The sequence below is a fragment of the Desulfotignum phosphitoxidans DSM 13687 genome (genome assembly GCF_000350545.1).
Lineage (GTDB): Bacteria > Desulfobacterota > Desulfobacteria > Desulfobacterales > Desulfobacteraceae > Desulfotignum > Desulfotignum phosphitoxidans.
Genome location: NZ_APJX01000014.1, coordinates 22,409 through 41,718 on the forward strand (window position 1 = coordinate 22,409; position 19,310 = coordinate 41,718).

Sequence of the window (19,310 nt, forward strand, 5' to 3'; positions counted from 1 at the left end):
AGATAGTATATATGCCTTTTATTGAAAAAAACTGCAATATCCAAAAGGCAGGTAAATTTATGATGGTAACCCCGGAAACAGTATTTCTCATTGACGGCAGCGCATTTTTATACCGGGCGTTTCATGCCATCCAGCACCTGAGCACGGCCAAGGGCCATCCCACCAACGCTACGTACGGGGTCACCCGGATTTTGATGAAACTGATCCGGGAAAAAAATCCCACTTATGCGGCCGTGTTTTTCGATGTCAAAGGGCCGACCTTCCGGCATGAAAAATATGCCGACTACAAGGCCAACCGCCCGCCCATGCCCGATGAAATGGCTGTGCAGATTCCGGATGTGCACCGGATGATCGCCACCTTGAACATTCCCATTGTCCAGAAATCCGGGTATGAGGCCGATGATCTGGTGGGCACCTATGCCCGGATCGCCCGGGAACAGGGGTTCAAAGTCGTGATGGTCACCGGGGACAAGGATTTCATCCAGCTGATTTCAGACGACTGTATTTTATGGGATCCCATGAAGGATATTGTTCAGGACAAGGCCGGGGTGGAAGCGGACATGGGCATTGCCCCGCACCAGTATATCGATGTGCTCGGGCTGGCCGGAGACACCTCGGACAACATTCCCGGGGTCAAGGGCGTGGGGCCGAAAACCGCGATCAAGCTGGTGGCGGAATTCGGGTCCATTGACAACCTGTACAAAAACCTGGATCAGGTGGTATCTAAAAAAAAGCTGTACGAAAACCTGAGCGCCGGAAAAGACACGGTTCTGCTGAGCCGGGATCTGGCCACCATTGACTGTCATGTGGACGTGACCTCGTCCATTGCGGATTTTAAACTCAAACCCTTTGACAATGCCAAAGCATTTGACCTGTTCCAGGAACTGGAGTTCAAGACCCTGGCCCGGGAATTTGCTGAAAAACAGGATGCTGCCGACAAAGACTATCAGATGATCACGGATGTCCCGGAACTGGAAAAGCTGGTGCAAACGCTGAAAAAGACCGAAATATTTGCCATTGACACGGAAACCACTTCCATCCATCCCATGACCGCGGATCTGGTGGGGATCAGTTTTTCTTTTCAGGCTCACACGGGGTTCTATGTCCCGTTAGGCCACACCGATGATACCCCGCAGATTGAAAAAACAGATGTCCTGCGCATCCTGGGGCCGGTGCTGGCGGACCCGGATCAGCCCAAGGCCGGTCAGAACATCAAATACGACATGATTGTCCTGGCCCGGTACGGCATGCCGTTGAACGGGGTGACGTTTGACAGCATGATCGCTTCTTATCTGTTGAACCCCACCCGCCGGGGCCATGGCCTGGACCAGATCGCCCTGGACCTGTTCGGGTATAAAATGGTGTCATATGAAGAGATCACCGGCAAGGGTAAGGACCAGATCGGGTTCCAGGAAGTGCCGGCAAAAGACGCCCTGTTTTATGCGTCCGAAGATGCGGATCTCACGTTCATGGCGTATCAGCGGTTTTCTGAACACCTGGAAAAACAGGGGCTGTCTGATTTGATGGCAAATATCGAAGTGCCGCTGATTCCCGTGCTGGCGGATATGGAAATGACCGGATTCCGGGTGGATAAAACCGCCCTGGCCCGGTTGTCCGAAACCTTTGAAACCGAAATGAACCAGCTGGAGCAGGCGATTTATGACCTGGCCGGGGAAACCTTTAACATCAATTCCTCCCAGCAGCTGGGCGTGATTCTGTTTGATAAGCTCGGGCTCAAGTCCGTGAAGAAAACCCGGAAAAAAACCGGTTATTCCACGGATGTGGAAGTGTTGACAAAGCTGGCAGATGTCCATCCCCTGCCGGAAAAACTACTCCGGTACCGGACCCTGGGCAAGCTCAAATCCACGTATGCCGATGCCCTGGGCCAGCTGATCCATGAAGACACCGGCCGGATTCATACCTCGTTCAACCAGACCATCACAGCCACGGGACGGCTGTCCAGCTCCAACCCCAATCTGCAGAACATTCCCATCCGCAAGCCCGAAGGCAGAAAAATCCGGGAAACCTTTATCCCGGCGGAGGGGTGCACCCTGGTATCCGCGGATTATTCCCAGATCGAGCTGCGTATTTTAGCCCATTGTGCCGAAGACGAGATCCTGATCCAGGCGTTCCGGGATGAGGAAGACATCCATACCCGCACGGCCGTGGAGGTGTTCCAGGTGTTGCCCGGGTTTGTGACCGACGACCTGCGCAGCCAGGCCAAGGCGATCAATTTCGGTATCATCTACGGCATGAGTGCGTATCGCCTGTCCAATGAACTGAATATCAGCCGGAAAATGGCAGATACCTATATCAACAATTATTTCAAACGCTACGCCGGTGTCAAAGCCTTTATTGACGAAACCATCCGCCGCACCCGGGAAACCGGGGAAACCGCCACCATTTTCGGCCGGAAAAGAAACCTGCCTGATATCAATGCGTCCAATGCCAATCAGCGTCATTTTGCCGAGCGGGCCGCCGTGAACACCCCGATCCAGGGCAGTGCCGCCGATTTGATCAAGCTGGCCATGATCCAGATGGCAAAGGCCCTGGACGACCGCGGCATGAGATCCAAAATGATTCTGTCTGTGCACGATGAGATCATCTTTGATGTGCCGGCGGCGGAAACATCGGACCTGATCGCTCTGGCCCGAAAGATCATGGAAGGGGTTCATCCGTTGAAGGTGCCCCTGAAAGTCAATTTCGGCACCGGTGAAAACTGGGCCCTGGCCCATTGAGCAGGAACTGATGACACACACCCGCAGACAGACGCGTATCGGTATTTTTGTCAAACACCAGGACGATGCATGGGACACGGCCCACGCCCTGGTCCGCCGGCTTAAGGACCGGGTCGTGATCCTGAACAATTCTTTGCCGTCACTGCCCGAAGACCTGATCTGTATTCTGGTTTTAGGGGGAGACGGCACGTTTCTGAGTGCGGCCCGGCTGGTGGGAACCAAAAATATTCCGTTGCTGGGGGTGAAATTCGGGGAAGTGGGGTTTCTGGCCATTACCCTGGAAGATCATTTGGAGGAAGTGCTGGAAAAGGTGTTTAACAAACAATATCAGATCCATGAACGGGCCCGGCTCAATATCCGGATGATGCGAAAGGATGCAATCCTGGCGGATGTGGATGTGCTCAATGACATGGTGATCAACAAATCCGCTTTGTCCCGGCTGGCCTCCTGTGCCGTGTACCTGGACAAGGTGTATCTGACCACGTTCCGGGCCGACGGGCTCATCGTGGCCACGCCCACCGGTTCCACAGCCTATTCCCTGGCTGCGGGCGGCCCCGTGGTCCACCCGGCCGTGCCGTCCATCATTTTAACCCCCATCTGTCCGTTTACCCTGACCAACCGGCCGTTGATCATCCCGGATACCACGGCCATCGAGATCCGGCTGGAGGACAGTCCCGAAGACATCGTCCTGACCCTGGACGGCCAGGAAGGGTTCAACATGGACCCCAAAGACCGGATTTTTGTGTCCAAAAGCCCGAATGCCGTGCAGATGATTTCGTTTGAGCCGGATTCCTATTACAAGGTGCTCAAAACCCGGCTTCACTGGAGCGGCGGCCGAAGCTGAAGGTGTATCTGGTGAAGGGGATACATTCTCATCGAGGCCCTGTCCGGACGTGTAAAAAAAACCTTTGCAATCCAAGGGATAACGCACCATAATTGGAAGTGTTTTTTTAATCAAATATCGAGTGAACATCGTTGGAGAATAATCATGCATTTTAGCATCCCATTGGAACAAATGAGCGTCGAGGATAAATTACAGGCGATTGAAGAAATTTGGGCTGACCTTGTCGGCATACCAGAAAATATACCCTCTCCATCCTGGCATGTAAATGTCTTGCGCGCTCGAGAAAAGCGCATCTCTGAAGGAAAATCACATTTTCTGGATATCGAGGAAGCCAAAAGAGCTGTGAGGGAACAACTCAAGTGAAGATTCAAGTCCTTGATGAGGCAACTGTAGATTTAGCGGACGGTTTTCGTTTCTATGAACGACAGGCGAACGGGCTTGGCGAATATTTCCTTGATTCTCTATGGTCGGATATTAATTCATTGCGACTACATGGAGGCATCCATACCATCCACAACGGTTATTATCGCCTCCTTTCCAAAAGATTCCCTTATGCAGTGTACTATCGCATTGAGGATGATGTCGCCCGCATCCGAGCAATACTTGATTGCCGCCATTCTCGGGACCTGGCTTCCACTTCCGCTAAACGCTGAAAAAAGCCGGAAACTTAACTGTCGCACAACATCATGAACACTGGCGGAAATTAGAAAATGACGCTTAAATTAAATGAAAAACTGTCTTGACATTGGGGTCCACTATATGTTGATTTTTCAATCCAGCCAACAACCAAGACAGTTTTTTTTCTCTTGACAAAAAGCATTTTTTTATCCAATTAATATTGAATACTGACATAAAGATTTTAAGGGATCTCAAGGATAATTATAATGGACATAAATGATTTAAAAAATGACTTAAAAGAACTTAATGAAACAAATAAAGAAACCAAGGATTTTTTAGAAAAAATCGATAAAAAAATTGAAGAATTAGATTCTAAATATGCAAAGACTATGGACTTTGCTAAAAAACACTGGCAGCGAAAAATGGAACGAGAACGCTAAAAACCCTAAGTTTTTTTTGACCAAAATTTTCAGTGGTTAATTTGGTTATTGGGCTTGATAGGATACAATCTCAGTCTGTTTTTCGATAGAATTTAACCAAGTCTGATTTTTCCCGAAGTATCATTATTTCTTCTTTAAGACTATTTATTTCCTCTGGTTGGTTTTTCTTGTTTGTTTTAAGAATAAACTTAAAAACAAGATATAAAATAAGTGTGAATAATAATATTTTAAAAGGAATGGAAAACAAAGCTCCTATCCCGGCCAATATACCGCTTCCAGTCCCATAATCTTTTTCTAATTCTGAAAAGCATCCTCTTAAACCAAGAATAATCCCAAGCGGAATAGCAATGAACCAAATCTTGACAAGCGTGCCTTCGGACTCACGATAATGATCATTATGCGATGATTTAATTCGTGAAATTTTTGATTCTAAGGATGATATTTTATAGTCAATATTTTTTAGAGTATCATTATGAAGTTTTTGGACTTTATCCTTCGCTTCATCTAATAAACTATTTGCTTCTAAATAATCTCTATAGCTATTTCTATCAATAAGTTTTTTAGTGCGATGAAATAATGAAAGCACTTCTTTATTTAATGGTTTAATATCAAATTCTTTTCTCAAAGAGTCTACAGTATTATTAAGCTTTTTGTATCTTTGAGTTATTTTGGAATATTTGGATTGTGCTTCATCACCTTCACGTTTCCTCAATTGTTTAAAAAGTCCAAAAACATTACTCCTGATATTATCAAATGTTGGATCATTATGACATTTTTCACAATAATTAACATCATTTGTAATTGCGATTTCAAGCATTTTAATAGCTTTTTCAGGTCTGTTTAGCAGGGCATTGTATTGTGCATTTTGGTAGAAAGCTTCACTAATATTAGGAGAAATTTTTATGGCCTCATTCGTACATTTCTCAGCTTCTTCCAATTTCCCGAAATCACGCATAATTAATGCCTTATACAACAAAGTATAGCTTGTGTAATAATCTGACTCCGGTCTGGCGTATTTTATAGCTTTTTCTAAATATTCTAAAGCCTTATTTTTATCAATTTTATGAAATAAATAGATCATTCCCAAGCTGAGATGGATTGCAAAATCGTACCTATTAAGCTTCTCAGACTCAAGGAATTCCTCTTCAGCATCATCAATCCAACCATTTGAATATGCATTTTCAGCACGTTTTCGACGTTCTCTTGCTTGTGTGTCAAGAGGAGTCATGAGAACTTCTAAAATACTCTTCAACACCTTTCTATTTTGCTCTAATTGCCAGACAACTTCTGAAATTCCCCATTCAAAGGATGCTTTCAGACTCTCAATACCTTGCTCTATGCGATCAATACCAAGGGATAGCTCCCCTATGTCATCAGCAATCCTCTCTTTGCTGGCAATAATTGCACTAGCGGAAGCTAGTTGCGCTTGAGTTTGGTTGTTTATGGCATCATGTAAAATGGTGGTTTGTGATTCAACATCCTTTCCTAGCTGGATATGGTGAAAATATTCATTCTTCCTTTCCCAAGGTGCCAGTTCATTTATGTAGAGTTTCATTCATCCTCCAGAATTCATTGCCTAACGCAAAACTAGCCGGCTGCAAGGGCTGGAGCGAAGCGTAAGCTCCTGCGGTCCGGTTGAGCGCTGTTGGCTGCTTGTTATTGATTTGATAAGTTTACAATTGGTTCTTCAAAGCACTTCACCTTTCCTTTGTGACGAAAACGATTTTCGTTTATAAATCGATTCAACTTGTTTATGCTATTGTGAAACAAAATGAATGATATATTATCAAACTCAAAGGACCATCGAATTAATTCCTCAATGCTATTCTGGTTAGAATGAAATAGCCAGTCAGCAGAAGCAAGTTTCTCAAAACTAATTGGATTGAGGCTAAATATCTTCTGTCTTAAATCATTAAAAGAAGCTGCTTCACCTATTAGGTAAAATTTACTGTTTTCAAATATCCTAATCCGGTCACTATTGCTCAAACTATCAAATTGCCTTTTAAAATGTTGTTCGCTATAAAACCCTATTACTTTTTCATTTGCTGGCATGTTTTTGAGAATGATATCTCTTAAAGGATAAATTCTATGGCTTTCAATAAAGTTCGTTTTTTCGGGTAAATATTCGTTTCTTAGAAAAGGGTCGATTTCCTCTACGATTTTTTGTGCATATGGTGACCATATAGATTGTAATATCGAAACCAGCTTATTATCTAGTGGCTGGCCGGAAACCCCGATTTTGAGATTTTCCGGGGCACATGCCTGACAAAATTTTCAATTGTTGGTCCTCCTGCTATCACAAACCGGGGAAAGTGCTTTCATGATAGTCGTTTTTTGACGACTTTCCCATTTTTCGGGCACACCTGTAGTGTTTGACGTGCTGTTTTTGATGCAATGGCCTGTTTTTAAGCGGCTTTGCGCTGTTCAAACCGTTGCAGCTGTTTCAATCCTTTTTGTTGTATATTATGCCCCATGATCTGGAGGTTTCTTGCCAGAACAGACAGGCCCACGTATCTTTTAAATCCTTGAATACCATGATCCGGGCATCTGTCCAGACCATGATTTTCCAACCCGTTTATAGCCGATTCAACCGCTGAATGTTTTCTTTTAAAACGAATAAAATCCTTTGCTGTTTCTTCTTCACATTCAGCCTTGTTGCATCTGCCTTTTTTCGGGAGCACCAAAATATTCAATGTTTTTTTCAGGTCCATTTTGTTACCAGGGGTATAAAATCCTTTATCAAAACTGCATCCCTTGAGGCCAGAAAATTTGTTTTGTGCCGATCTTACCATTGCAACTGCCACCTTATCATCGGTTTCTTTCTCCATCACCCGGTGGTGCAGGATAAACCCATACTGGTCTTCCAGGATGCATACCCGCAGTCCCAATTCCTGGGGAACACCGGCTTTGCCTTTTGAAATCCATTCCGTGTGAGGTTCGAAAATTGAAAAAATCTTGTCTCTATGCGGGATTTTTTCATCCTGTAACACCCGGCGTTTTATGAGATCAATTTGCCAAAGCGCGAAATTGATATATGTTTGCAACTCTTGGGCTCGGACCGCATTAATAATATCGGATGACTCCATCATTTCAATGGTCGATTTCGCCTTTAAAATGTATTTTTCAGCAAGCTCGATATACGCTTTGTGGGCATCCATAATCTGCCGAGCTTTTTTGGCCTTTTTCTTTTCATCCTTGGATGTGGAATGTTTCAATCGCTGAACTATCCGATATAGCCGTTTAAATTTTTTGATATTATATGCTGATTGCCGCCACATACTCGTTCCAATGCCCTGGCTGATAATAGCGGCAATTTGAATCATTTTTCGGACTGCATCAAAAAGCAGGTTGATGTCTGTGGGAAAATGAACATCGGTTTCAACAACGAATGAGTCACACCGTCCCATCAATGTCTCATCGTCCGAAGTTTTTTTTTCATCAGAAGTTTATGACCTACTTGTACAACCAGGGTGTTGATTTTATCAAGAACGTCAGGTGTCAGAAGCCTGACATTATCTTTCAGGGTCTGAAGCGGATAGGTGATGTCATCGTCCATCATACCATGTCCCAGCATCTGCCTTAATGTTCTGTGGTTGTTCACCATCTCCTGGAGCTTATCGTAATCCCAATTGCAATTGAGCCGGATGGTGCCCATCACAAGGATTTTCCACAGGTCCATTCCCGGACGTCCATTTCTGGAGTCAGTGTCTTCCGGAATCACATTTTTGAGGATGGCAAAAACTTTTTCTCGCAGATCTTGATCGCAATAGATATGCTGGAGCCCCAAAAGCAGCTTGGGAATTTCATCCCTGGCCCTCATGTCAAGTTTGATTTGGTCGATAGGGGTCTGCCCGAATGTCATTTGTGGTTCAAAAATTTTACGCAAAACAACCTCGAAGTTTTGTTTGGGTGTTGAAATTTGAATTGCTTTCGATTTCTCTCGTTTGTTAAAATCTCGTTAATTATTAATAGGTTATATTAACACAGAAATCAGTAAAAATCAACAAGCAATTCAATTATAAGTAAAAATTTCAAATAAGTTTTAGCCGTCATCCCCTTGAAAAACGTGGCGTTCTGAGTTTTCGGTCAGACACTATCTAAAAAGATTTTTTTTGGATATCCATATACTTTTCGAGTTTCTTTGAAAAAGTATAGAAATAGATATATCAATGTTTCAACCTGCTTTGAAACGAACCAAACATTTGGAATTTCGCGTCCTGGTTTGACAATATCTAAAACTTCTCCAGGCGTTTGAGAGTATGGGATATTTTCATATTCCTTTTTTATGAAAGTTGAATCTAATATGACATGAATATTATTTGATTTGGCTTTTCTTTTTAAAAGTGTTTTCTTCAATGTTTCTGAATAGTCAAGAAAGCCATTGTTTAAGCAAATATCACTTAGATACAAAATTGACTGATTGTTAGTGTCATCAATTTTTAAGCCAATAGAGCCAGGGCAATGGTAAGTTTGTATGAAGTAAAATTCTAAACCATTTTTCGTTTTTAATAATTCATTTGAATTTATAATGATTGAATTTTCCATCAGTCGGTTGAGAATTTTGTTCTTTTCCGATTTATCTCTTTGAGTTATATTTATAATATGCCATAGTGAATTATAAGTCGGAAGAGAACAAATTATAGGTATCGAATGATTCCTCAGAATATCAATGAGACCACCTGAGTGGTCCTGATGGAAATGAGATATGAATATCATCTTTGTTTTTTCATTAACACAAGAATGACAATTAAACCCAACATCAAGAATTAAATTTCCGTTTTCAAAGTTAACCTTGAGGCATGTTCCCGAATCTTGCATTTTTTCTATTGAGTTGATATTTTTTAGATCAATTGATTTAATAATAGCTTTATTTCTATCTGTAGCTCTTCTATCAATTTTGGGCAGATATATACGAGCTTTACTTCCCATTATTAAAGGATACCAACCCGTTTTTTTCGTGATTAATTCTCTATATTCAAAAAGCTCATGGCGTGCGTTAACAAAAGGTTTAATATTCATTATCGCAACAGAATAATTATATTTACCTTCTTTGAATCTGTGAAACCTTACCCATTCAATTGCATGAATATGTTTTTTGAAATTATTTTTCAAAAAGTAGAAATAGTTTATATGTCCAATTGGTTCCAAATCTGTTTGATTTAAGGCAGAAATTGCTCTTCCTCGTGGCCCACCATATGGTGTATTGAAGATTTGGTAATTAATATGCCCCTTTTTTTGCTTTGAATCTATGTAAAATTTTCTGATCATATTTTTTAACCTCTTAGATGCTCAAAAAAACGAACTATCTTGACAAAGGGGAGGTCGGTCCATCCATTTTTCCTTATCAATTATCCAGAATATTGTCAATCAGAAGAAACCCTTATTCCTTATAGGTAAAAACCCCTAATGTTAAAATATCAATCAAGCCATTCATTCAACCAAATTTTTGGCTTTTTGTGTGGTTCATAGACAAAAAAACCTGAACCACTTTTCCGGGGTCCAATTGGCATCGTTGTCATGGTAGGTTCAAAAACCCAGATTTATCGCCTCCTCCAGCCCCCCCCCATATTTATTAGAGATTTAACATTTTTAATTTCATTATAGGGGCACTCCCCATCCTGTAAGTTTCATCAGCACATTGTTCTGAACCAATACACAATTTCCACCATTTCCATTCAACAGGTTTACGACCTTTTCAGATTTACCCCTCCCCCCTCACTGATCACAGATATCAAACCCGTTACCAATCCATGGACCTGCCTTTCCCTGTGAGTTCTTTCATTTTAACCCAAGCAAAGGAGGCATCCATGCTTAAGCCCATTAAAGACACAAAAACATTGAAAAGCTATTCCCAGCCCCCGAAAGCCCCGTTTGACGAAGATCAAGGTTTATCCGGGACAATTTCAACCTTTCCATCATCACCCCTGGACATCCCGACAGCCACGTTCGAGAGAAACCTGAAGCGCCGGCAGGAGAACCACCAGGCCCTTATCCAGTGGATAAAGAAAACCTTAGAGCCAGACATCCATTACGGCCACATTCATGGAAATCAACAGTGTCCCTATGCCAAAGCCGGAATGCCGCAGCTGTGTTCTGATTTTTCCCACTTTTCCATGATGACCTTATATAAGCCAGGGGCAGAGATGATTCTAAGTGCCCTCGGGCTCTTCGTCTACTACCCGAATCTGTTTCAGTATAAATTGGCTTGTCTGCATCGTCAGGAAATCACCACTATCGTGCTGAAGTGCGAACTCAAAGCCCAGAATGGCAAAATAATTGGGGAAGGAATTGGAGCCCGGCAACATACGCCAGGACAACTGGAATCTCAATTCAAGCCTTAAAATGGCTGCCAAATCGGCAATGGTAGATGCAACCATTAAAATAACAGGCTTTCAGGTGTTTTCCGGAAGACCCATCAACACACTCTAACCAGAATGGGAGATTGTAATTTTAACAATTTACCAGGAGGGGGAAATGGTTCTGGCACACTTTCAAGTGAAAAACCCATCACACCTCGTCAAAAGGACTGTATCACCCGTGTTCAGGCATCAAAGGATTTACCACAGACAGTTTGAACAGATTGATTAAAGAGCAATTCAGCAAGGTTCTGGATGACCTTACTCGTGTTGAGGCATCCCGCCTTATCCAGCACTTAAACGGCTGAAAATCCAGCTATAATATAAAGGAGAAAAATCATGTGGAATATGCCGACAAAAGAACAATTAGCAAGCATCCCAAGGTTGTATAAGATCGAACACATCCCCTTGAAAGACAAGCCCATCTATCTTCATTTTTTCATCGGCAATTGCGATTGGTATGTCATAGAATTTGATGGAAAAGATACTTTTTGGGGCTTTGTGATTCTGAACAACGATTTTCAGATGGCTGAGTGGGGATATCCCGCCGGGATCCAAAATGGTTGTCGCAACGGTTAGAACGATTTAAAAAAACAATCGGAGAATCCTATCTTCCTGTGTCTGGCATTAAAATCTCAGTGATCGTTTTGTGTCTTTTTTCTTTCCCGCCGGGTCCGGCCTTTTTCGCTGATGGTCTGGAAAATATAGTACAGGGCCGGGATCAGGAAAATGCCGAAAAAAGTGGCCACGCACATGCCGGAAAACACGGCCGTACCGATGGCCCGGCGGCTGCCGGCCCCGGCCCCCGTGGCGATGAGCATGGGCACCAGGCCGAAGATAAAGGTCAGTGAGGTCATGAGGACCGGCCGAAACCGGATGGCCCCGCCGGCCACGGCCGCATCGGCAATGGACAGCCCTTCCAGCCGCTGGTTTCTGGCAAATTCAACAATCAGGATCGCGTTTTTGGCGGCCAGTCCCACCAGGAGTACCAGACCGATCTGGGCATAGATGGACAGGGGCAGATTCAGCAGCCACAGGCCGGACAAGGCACCCAGAGTCCCCACCGGTATGGTGAAAACAATGGACAAGGGCAGGTTCCAGCTCTCATACTGGGCCACTAAAAACAGATAGGCAAATACCAGGGCCAGGGCAAACAGCCAAACCACCTCGTTTCCCGTGGTTTTTTCCTGATAGGACAAGGCCGACCATTCATAATCAAACCCCGGGGCCAGCACATCGGCCGCCACTTTTTCCATGGCATCCATGGCCTGGCCCGAGGAAAATCCCGGAGCCGGATCCCCGTTGAAATCCGCACTGGTGTATTGGTTGTACCGCTTGATGAGCTGGGGACCCAGTACGGTTCGCAGGGCCACCAGGCTGGTCAGCGGGATCATTTTGCCGTCATTGCTGCGCACATACAGGTCCTGGATATCTTCCATGGTATCCCGGAAAAGGGCATCCGCCTGGATTTTGACCTGATAGGTCCGGCCCCCGAGATTGAAGTCATTGACATATGCAGATCCCAGATGGGCCTGGAGCGTGGAGAAAATACGGGATACGGGGACATTGAGATACTGGGCCCGGGTCCGGTCCACATCCACGAATATCTGGGGGGTATCGGCCGTATAGGTGGTAAATACCCCCTCCAGGACCGGATCCTGGTTGGCAGCCATCATCAGCCCCAAAGCCATGCCGAACAGTTCCTTGGGGTCCTGGCCCTGTTTGGCCAAAAGCTGAAACGAAAATCCGGCGCTGGCACCCAGACCGGAGATGGGCGGCGGTGCAAACGCGAAGGCATTGGCATCCGGAATGGCGGCCAGTCGGGCCTGGGCCTGTCTGACAATGGCAGCCAGCTGCTGGTGGGGTTCCCGGCGTTCATCCCAGGGTTTGAGAATTGCCAGGGAAAATCCCACATTGGCGGCATTGCCGCTGAGCAGGCTGAATCCGGACACACCGATCATGTTTTCCACACCGTCCAGTTGTCGTATCTCGCCTGTAATTTGATCCATCACTGCGGCGGTGCGGGACAGGGATGCGGCCTGGGGCAGCTGGACATTCATCAGAAAATAGCCCTGGTCTTCCTGGGGAAGAAAACTGGTGGGGGTGTGAATGAACAGAAAAGTCATGCCCGTGATCACGGCGGCAAACAGCAGCACCGGAATGATCAGCCATCGGATCATCCAGCCGGAACCGGTCACATATCCCTTTCTGCTGGCATCCACCAGGCGGTTGAACCAGGCATACGGGCCTTTTGCCGCCACGCGGTGCCGGGTCAGAAACGTGGCGCACAACGCCGGACTCAGGGTCAGGGCACAGGTGGCGGACAACAGCACGGCACTGCACATGGTGACGGCGAACTGGCGATAGAGTTCGCCGGTGATCCCGGGCATGAATCCCACGGGCACAAACACGGAAAACAGCACCAGGGTGGTGGAGATAATCGGGCCCACCACCTGGGACATGGCTTTTTTCGTGGCAGCCGGTGCGTCCAGATTTTCCTCATGCATGACCCGGTGCACGTTTTCCACCACCACAATGGCATCGTCCACCACCAGGCCGATGGCCATGATCAAAGCGAACAGGGTGATGGTGTTGGCATTGAATCCCAAAGCCATGAGAATGGCGAACGTGCCGATGAGGGATACGGGGATGGCCACGGATGGAATCAGTGTGGCCCGCCAGTCCTGGAGAAACACGAAAATCACCGCCACCACCAGCAACGTGACCAGGGCCAGGGTGAATATGATCTCATCAATGGCAGCGGATACGTACCGGGTGGTGTCCAGGATGATCTCATAGGCCACATCGTCCGGCATACCGGGTTTCAGTTTTTCAAGTTCTTTGCGAACCGCCTCCATGGTTTCCAGGGCATTGGAGTCTGAATCCCGGTAAACGGCCAGGGTATTGGCCGGGTTCCCGTTGAGGATGGACTCGGTGTCATAGGACCGGGCCGCCAGCTCAACCCGGGCCACATCCCGGAGCCGCACCAGCCCGCCCCGGTCATTGGTCTGCACGATGATCTGTTCGAATTCCCGGGCATCGGTGAGCCGGCCTTTGGCCCGTAGGGAAAACTGGACCGGCTGTTTGTGTTCCAGAGGTTCCATGCCCACGGTTCCCAGGGATGCCTGGACATTCTGGGTGCGAATGGCAGCAATGATGTCACTGGATGTCAGCCCCAGGGCCGTCATCCGTTTCGGGTTCATCCAGATGCGCAGGCTGTATTCTTTTTCCCCGAAAATCATGGCATCGCTGACCCCGTTGATCCGGATCAGCGTATCCTTGACCTGTGAACTGAGATAATTGCTTAAAAACAGCAGATCCCGCGTCTTGTCGGGTGAATAAAAACTAATGGCCGCCATCATGTCGGTGGAGCGCTTGCGCACACTGATGCCCTGGTCCACGACTTCCACCGGCAGTTTGGGGGTGGCCAGCTGGATGCGGTTCTGCAGGTTCACCTGATTGATGTCCGGATCACTGCCCACTTCAAAGGTGACCTGCATGGAATAACTGCCGGTGTCCGAGCAGGATGAGGACATATACAGCATGTTGGAGACCCCGTTGATCTCTTTTTCAAGTGGCGCGGCCACGGTTTTGGCCAGCACTTCGGCATTGGCCCCGGGATAAAACGCAGACACCCGGATGACCGGCGGGGTGATCTGGGGGTACTGGGCCACGGGAATATTCATGAGTGCCAGAAATCCCGCCAGGGTGATGACGATGGAAACCACCCCGGCGAGACGGGGCCGGTGGATAAACACATTGGAAATCATGGATCAGTTCTCCGAATCCGCCGGCAGCACCGTGACCGGCTGGCCGGGCTGCACTTTCTGAATTCCGCTGACAATGATCCGATCCCCGGCCTCAAGTCCGGATTCCACGGCCCACATCCGGTCCAGGGCAGTGCCCGTGACAATGGGTTGTGGGGTGGCGATCCCGTCCTTGACGGTCAACACATACCGGCCCTCCTGATTCACCAGCACGGCGGACTGGGGTACCACCGGCATCAGTTTCGGGTCTGCGGCCCGGACCTGGACCGTGACATACTGGCCCGGCAAAAGCAGGCGGTCGGCATTGTCAAACCTTGCACGCACCGTGATGGTGCCGGTGGCCGTGTCCACCCGGTTGTCCACAAAAACCACCTGGCCTGTTTCCGGAAACAGTTCATTTCCCGGCAGAATCAACCGGGGGGAGAGCTGTTTTTCTCCGGGCGTATCCATTTCCCGGAGCGCTTTTTTCACGGCATTGAAATCATTTTCGCTGATGGCATAGGCCACCCGGACGGGATGGGTCTGGACGATGGTGGCCAAAACGCCGGACGCCGGATTGACCAGGTTTCCCCGGGTATATTCGGTGCGGCCGATGCGGCCTGCGATGGGCGCGGAAATGGTGGTGTAGGCCAGGTTCAGTTCACTGTTTTCCAGGGTGGCCCGGGCCGCGGCCAGGTTGGCCGTGGCTGCCAGCTCGGCGGCCACGGCATTGTCCAGGTCCAGGGCGGAAATGCTTTGGGGGTTCACTGTTTGCATCCGTTTCAAGTGACTTTGTGCCCGGGCCAGTTCTGCTTCAGCCTGGGCCACCCGGGCCTTTTCCATGGCCACCCGGGCGTTATACCCATCCGGTTCAATGCGGTACAGGACCTGACCTTCCTGGACATAATCTCCTTCCGTGAAGCTCACCTCTTCCAGAAACCCTTCCACCCGGGCCCGCAGTTCCACGGTCTGGATCGCTTCCACATGGCCCACATATTCGTCAGCCGGCACCACGTTCTGTTCCTCGATGGTCATCACGCGCACCTGGGGCGCAGGCGGTTGTTGGGCAAATACCGTGCTGGGGAAAAACAGGGGTGAAATCATAAAACAATACAACAGATGTTTGATCAGCCGTTTCTGAGTCATGGGAACCATCGCTTTTTTTTATCGGAATACATGTTCAGTTTCCGCACTATAAAGATCCGCCAGATGCGTGTCAACCTGAAATTCATCCCGGTTTTTTTGAACCACCCGGCAGTTACGATCGATTTTTTATCGAAATCCGCCCGGGCTTTACAAAAAAAAATTTCAGGCGCTATAATCGGTGTCATGTGGCCCAAAATCACATACTGGCTTCCCCGGCTGCTTATCATCGGATTTGTCGCATCCATGGTGATCCCGGCACCCCGGTTTGTCACATCCATGGACGATGCCGAATTTCTTGTCTGGCTGCTGCGGCTGATCTGGGTTCTGGCCTTTCCCACCAGTTTTTTTTTGTTATTAATTTTGATAAATCTGATAAAAAAGAGAAAGAAACACTGATTGATCACACAAAGAAAAAAGAATGAAAACTCAGTAAATGAGGGCAAATTAAAAGAAAAATCCAACAAAAAAGCTGGGAACATTCGATATTAATGGAGCCGGCGAGCAGACTCGAACTGCTGACTTGCTGATTACGAATCAGCTACTCTACCACCTGAGTTACGCCGGCTTTTTTTTGAATCCTGCCCTTTATATCAGGGCATTGGGATATTTTCAAGCAAAATAAACGGTAGCCTCATCTTGGGACTCAACATGCCGCTGCCCATGGGATTCCATTTACAGGGTTTCCTGGCAGAGTGTTTCAGCCCATAACTCTTGACGATGCAGGGGAAACATACTACCTTTGATTCAACTATCAACCATTTGCATGGAGGAAACAATCATGATCCGTCTGCTTACCAAGACCTGTATTTTTCTTTTGACCGGCATCTTTGTGATCACCAGCGCGGTGGTTCCGGCTATAGATGCCAAAATGATCGACACCAACGTATACCTGAGCCAGGAGGCGGATGCGGCCCGGGGGGAACTGGCATCGTTGATGGCCCGGGAAGATGTGAGGGAAAAAATGGCGGCTTTGGGTGTGAACCCGGATGATGCGGCCAACCGCATCGCGGCATTGACCGATCAGGAGGTGTCCCAGCTTCAGAACCGCATTGATGAACTGCCGGCCGGTTCCGGGGTGCTGGCCGTGCTGGGCATTGTGCTGGTGGTATTGATCGTCCTTGAACTGGTGGGTGTCACCAATGTTTTTAACCGAATGTAACCGGGCCGTATGATCCGGACATGTTATTTTCTGGCTGTCCTGGTGCTGATTTTCGGGACCGGATGCGCCGGCAGAAATGATGTCCGGCTTGTGTGGCCTGCCCAGGGCGTGGAGTTGACGGCCACGCCCTTTTTTGCCCAGGAAAAATACCAGTGCGGCCCGGCGGCCCTGGCCATGCTGCTGGGGGCTTCCGGGGTTGCGGTTCATCCGGAGGATCTGGTTCCGGCCGTTTATCTGCCAAAGCGACAGGGAAGTCTTCAGATGGAACTGGCTGCCGCGTGCCGGCAATGGGGGCGGATTGCCTATCCGATATCTGCCGGCCTGACCGGGCTCACAGCTGAGATTCAATCCGGGCACCCGGTGCTGGTACTGCAGAACCTAGGATTTGAACGGTGGCCGATCTACCACTATGCCGTGGTGATCGGCGTGCTGCCCCCGGACCGGGTGGTGTTACGTTCCGGCACCAAAGAAAGGGTGGAGATGTCGGCGGCGGATTTCAACCGGACCTGGCAGCGTGCCGGGTCATGGGGCCTGATCGCCTTGAGTCCCGGTGATCTGCCGCAAACGGTGGATCCTTTGGCCTATATGACGGCGGTGGCTGCGTTTGAGTCCGCCGGGAATGAAAATGCCGTTGCCGCCACAGCAGCATACCGGGCCGCACAGGCGGCATGGCCTGACAATTCCATGGTTCTGTTCGCTTGGGCCAACAATCATCTGGAACTAAACCGGCCGGCCCGGGCCGAGTCCCTTTACCGGACCCTGCTGGCAGCGGATCCGGATCATGTGGCTGCGGCCAACAACCTTGCCGAAGCCCTGGTCCTGCAGGGTGACCTTGCTCAGGCTTTGGCGGTGATTCAAACCGCAGTCCACATTGCGGAACAGACCCGGTCTCCACTTCTGGAAACAATCAAACACACCCGGCAGGAGATTGCGCAGGCGTTGCCGGAAAAAACCGCTGAACCTTCGAACGGACTCAAGGATTTTCAAAAAAGAGAAGAAAGTGCCACTTTTTCCCAATCCGAATAATCAAGGCCCCGCAACCATATGGCTTTTGTTTCCGGGATGGCAATGACCTGATAAACTGTCCCACCATGAACGGCACCTCCATCTTTGACAGAAATATCCATTAATTTTTTCAGGTTGTCTAAATTGAACCGGCCTTTGTATTCAGGTGAATTCCCCAGATTTCTGAGATTGGCCAGTCTTGGGTCCTGGGAAACAGGCGGCGGGGGATTTATCAAGGCTTCCCATTCCTGTGGATATGGCGGAACAAAACTGTTATATGTGGCAAGGAGTCCAGGGTATTTTCCTTCTCTGAGCCGGCAACCAAATGTGGCTCTTTCCATGGATACAGACCGGTATGGGTCGGCAAGCTGAATGATGTAAGACAAATCTGCCGGTGTTTTTTTCAGCATTATAAACGCTTCATTGATGGTGCGACTGGAAGCAAGCACTCTAAGAAGAACGGAAGCGGTATCTTCGGCCCCGGGATCATATCCATTGTTTGACTGTTCCCCGTTGTTCAGTTCCAGAAAAAGACCGGTTTCATTCATTCCCGTTTCAAGATACAGGTTTCCTACTGGATGGATATTGGCCAGGGCAAGACCGTTCAAAGGATGGAATACCACAACACCTAAGTATTTCATATAATGGGTCATGGCTTCACGATTGATATCCCAGTTTCTGCCAAACACCAGCATATCGTCAGAAGTATTTTCTCCCCATGCGGCAATCCCGCTGCAAGCAGCCGGGGGATCATCTGCCAGAACCGCACCTGTGAGCAGCATCATGCCGGCATTTAAAACAAGTACTTCCTGTCTGCTCAACCCCGAAGTATCTGCTATACCATCCATAAGCTGATGGATTTCCGATCCATAAACCATGGAAACCAAGGTGGCAAATTCAACTTGATCTTGATATGCGATTCCTCTGGCCATCACATCCGCAGAAATTTCATCATGAAATTTCCGTAGCTGGTGCTGTAATAGGTATCCATACTGACGGCCCATCGAACGCCAGTCCCCAAAAAGATTGAGTACCGGATAGATGCCGTTGGGTGATAAATATCCAGTGCCGTCCTCAAAAGAATCCACAAATTTGAGAGGGTATTTCAAATGTTGTTCATTTTGTATGATGGTGTCATAAATGACCATGTGGGACTGGGGCAATCCACCTTTTGAAGGAAAAGTCCATATGGTGACAGGAAATGACAGAATGCATAGTAAAATGATAGAGACTGTTTTTATTTTCATAATAATTATGC

The 19,310-nt window shown here is 47.7% G+C and carries 15 protein-coding genes and 1 tRNA gene; 9 read left to right on the top strand and 7 right to left on the bottom strand.

From position 1 onward, the window contains the following. The first annotated feature begins 62 nt into the window (after nt 1-62). The 4 genes from polA to DPO_RS25585 all read left to right on the top strand — a co-directional run bounded on the left by polA (nt 63) and on the right by DPO_RS25585 (nt 4,640). Entirely contained in the window at nt 63-2,738 is a 2,676-nt protein-coding gene (polA, locus tag DPO_RS21240) for a DNA polymerase I (protein WP_040012202.1), read from the top strand. 10 nt (nt 2,739-2,748) lie between these two features. Continuing rightward, nucleotides 2,749-3,582 carry an NAD(+)/NADH kinase gene (locus tag DPO_RS21245; RefSeq protein WP_006968437.1) on the top strand — a complete coding sequence of 278 codons (834 nt, stop codon included), beginning with the start codon at nt 2,749-2,751 and terminating at the stop codon, nt 3,580-3,582. A gap of 144 nt (nt 3,583-3,726) precedes the next feature. Next, nucleotides 3,727-3,945, top strand: a complete 219-nt coding sequence (locus DPO_RS21250) for an addiction module protein (protein ID WP_006968438.1) — start codon at nt 3,727-3,729, stop codon at nt 3,943-3,945. Between the two features lie 521 nt (nt 3,946-4,466). Beyond that, nucleotides 4,467-4,640, top strand: a complete 174-nt coding sequence (locus DPO_RS25585; protein ID WP_006968440.1) for a hypothetical protein — start codon at nt 4,467-4,469, stop codon at nt 4,638-4,640. Nucleotides 4,641-4,710: 70 nt separating this feature from the next. Here DPO_RS25585 and DPO_RS21255 read toward each other — a convergent pair whose 3' ends face one another. The 3 genes from DPO_RS21255 to DPO_RS21275 form a co-directional block, all read right to left on the bottom strand. Next, nucleotides 4,711-6,195 (bottom strand): tetratricopeptide repeat protein, encoded by a 1,485-nt coding sequence (locus DPO_RS21255; protein ID WP_006968441.1) that lies wholly within the window; start codon nt 6,193-6,195, stop codon nt 4,711-4,713. Nucleotides 6,196-7,045: 850 nt separating this feature from the next. Continuing rightward, nucleotides 7,046-8,526, bottom strand: a protein-coding gene (locus DPO_RS21265) for an ISNCY family transposase (RefSeq protein WP_456072980.1) whose coding sequence is annotated in 2 segments (ribosomal slippage) — nt 7,046-8,077 and nt 8,080-8,526 — 1,479 coding nt in all. Because the reading frame shifts where the segments join, the coding sequence is not laid out codon by codon here. A 200-nt stretch (nt 8,527-8,726) separates the two neighbouring features. After that, nucleotides 8,727-9,908, bottom strand: coding sequence for an MBL fold hydrolase (locus DPO_RS21275; protein ID WP_006968442.1), 1,182 nt, complete (start codon nt 9,906-9,908; stop codon nt 8,727-8,729). Between the two features lie 539 nt (nt 9,909-10,447). On the opposite strand from DPO_RS21275, the gene DPO_RS26265 reads away from it, so the two are divergent. Both DPO_RS26265 and DPO_RS21285 read left to right on the top strand, forming a co-directional pair. Beyond that, entirely contained in the window at nt 10,448-10,981 is a 534-nt protein-coding gene (locus tag DPO_RS26265; protein ID WP_006968443.1) for a hypothetical protein, read from the top strand. 354 nt (nt 10,982-11,335) lie between these two features. Further along, complete coding sequence (locus DPO_RS21285) at nt 11,336-11,575, top strand: hypothetical protein (protein WP_006968444.1); 240 nt, start codon at nt 11,336-11,338, stop codon at nt 11,573-11,575. Between the two features lie 56 nt (nt 11,576-11,631). Here the strand turns inward: DPO_RS21285 and DPO_RS21290 are convergent, their stop codons facing one another. Continuing rightward, nucleotides 11,632-14,766 carry an efflux RND transporter permease subunit gene (locus DPO_RS21290; RefSeq protein WP_006968445.1) on the bottom strand — a complete coding sequence of 1,045 codons (3,135 nt, stop codon included), beginning with the start codon at nt 14,764-14,766 and terminating at the stop codon, nt 11,632-11,634. 3 nt (nt 14,767-14,769) lie between these two features. Further along, complete coding sequence (locus tag DPO_RS21295; RefSeq protein ID WP_006968446.1) at nt 14,770-15,888, bottom strand: efflux RND transporter periplasmic adaptor subunit; 1,119 nt, start codon at nt 15,886-15,888, stop codon at nt 14,770-14,772. 30 nt (nt 15,889-15,918) lie between these two features. Here DPO_RS21295 and DPO_RS24830 point away from each other — a divergent pair, with 30 nt between their 5' ends. Then, complete coding sequence (locus DPO_RS24830; protein ID WP_152427777.1) at nt 15,919-16,284, top strand: hypothetical protein; 366 nt, start codon at nt 15,919-15,921, stop codon at nt 16,282-16,284. Between the two features lie 93 nt (nt 16,285-16,377). On the opposite strand, the gene DPO_RS21305 is transcribed toward DPO_RS24830, so the two are convergent. Next, nucleotides 16,378-16,453: transfer RNA gene (locus tag DPO_RS21305), tRNA-Thr, on the bottom strand. A 213-nt stretch (nt 16,454-16,666) separates the two neighbouring features. Here DPO_RS21305 and DPO_RS21310 point away from each other — a divergent pair. Together DPO_RS21310 and DPO_RS21315 are read left to right on the top strand one after the other, a co-directional pair. After that, nucleotides 16,667-17,047, top strand: coding sequence for a PA2779 family protein (locus DPO_RS21310; RefSeq protein WP_006968448.1), 381 nt, complete (start codon nt 16,667-16,669; stop codon nt 17,045-17,047). A 9-nt stretch (nt 17,048-17,056) separates the two neighbouring features. Continuing rightward, nucleotides 17,057-18,073, top strand: coding sequence for a PA2778 family cysteine peptidase (locus tag DPO_RS21315; protein ID WP_006968449.1), 1,017 nt, complete (start codon nt 17,057-17,059; stop codon nt 18,071-18,073). On the opposite strand, the gene DPO_RS21320 is transcribed toward DPO_RS21315, so the two are convergent. Continuing rightward, on the bottom strand, nt 18,031-19,299 hold the full coding sequence (locus DPO_RS21320; protein WP_006968450.1) for a C45 family autoproteolytic acyltransferase/hydolase: 1,269 nt from the start codon (nt 19,297-19,299) through the stop codon (nt 18,031-18,033). The genes DPO_RS21315 and DPO_RS21320 overlap by 43 nt on opposite strands. Nucleotides 19,300-19,310 lie beyond the last annotated feature (11 nt).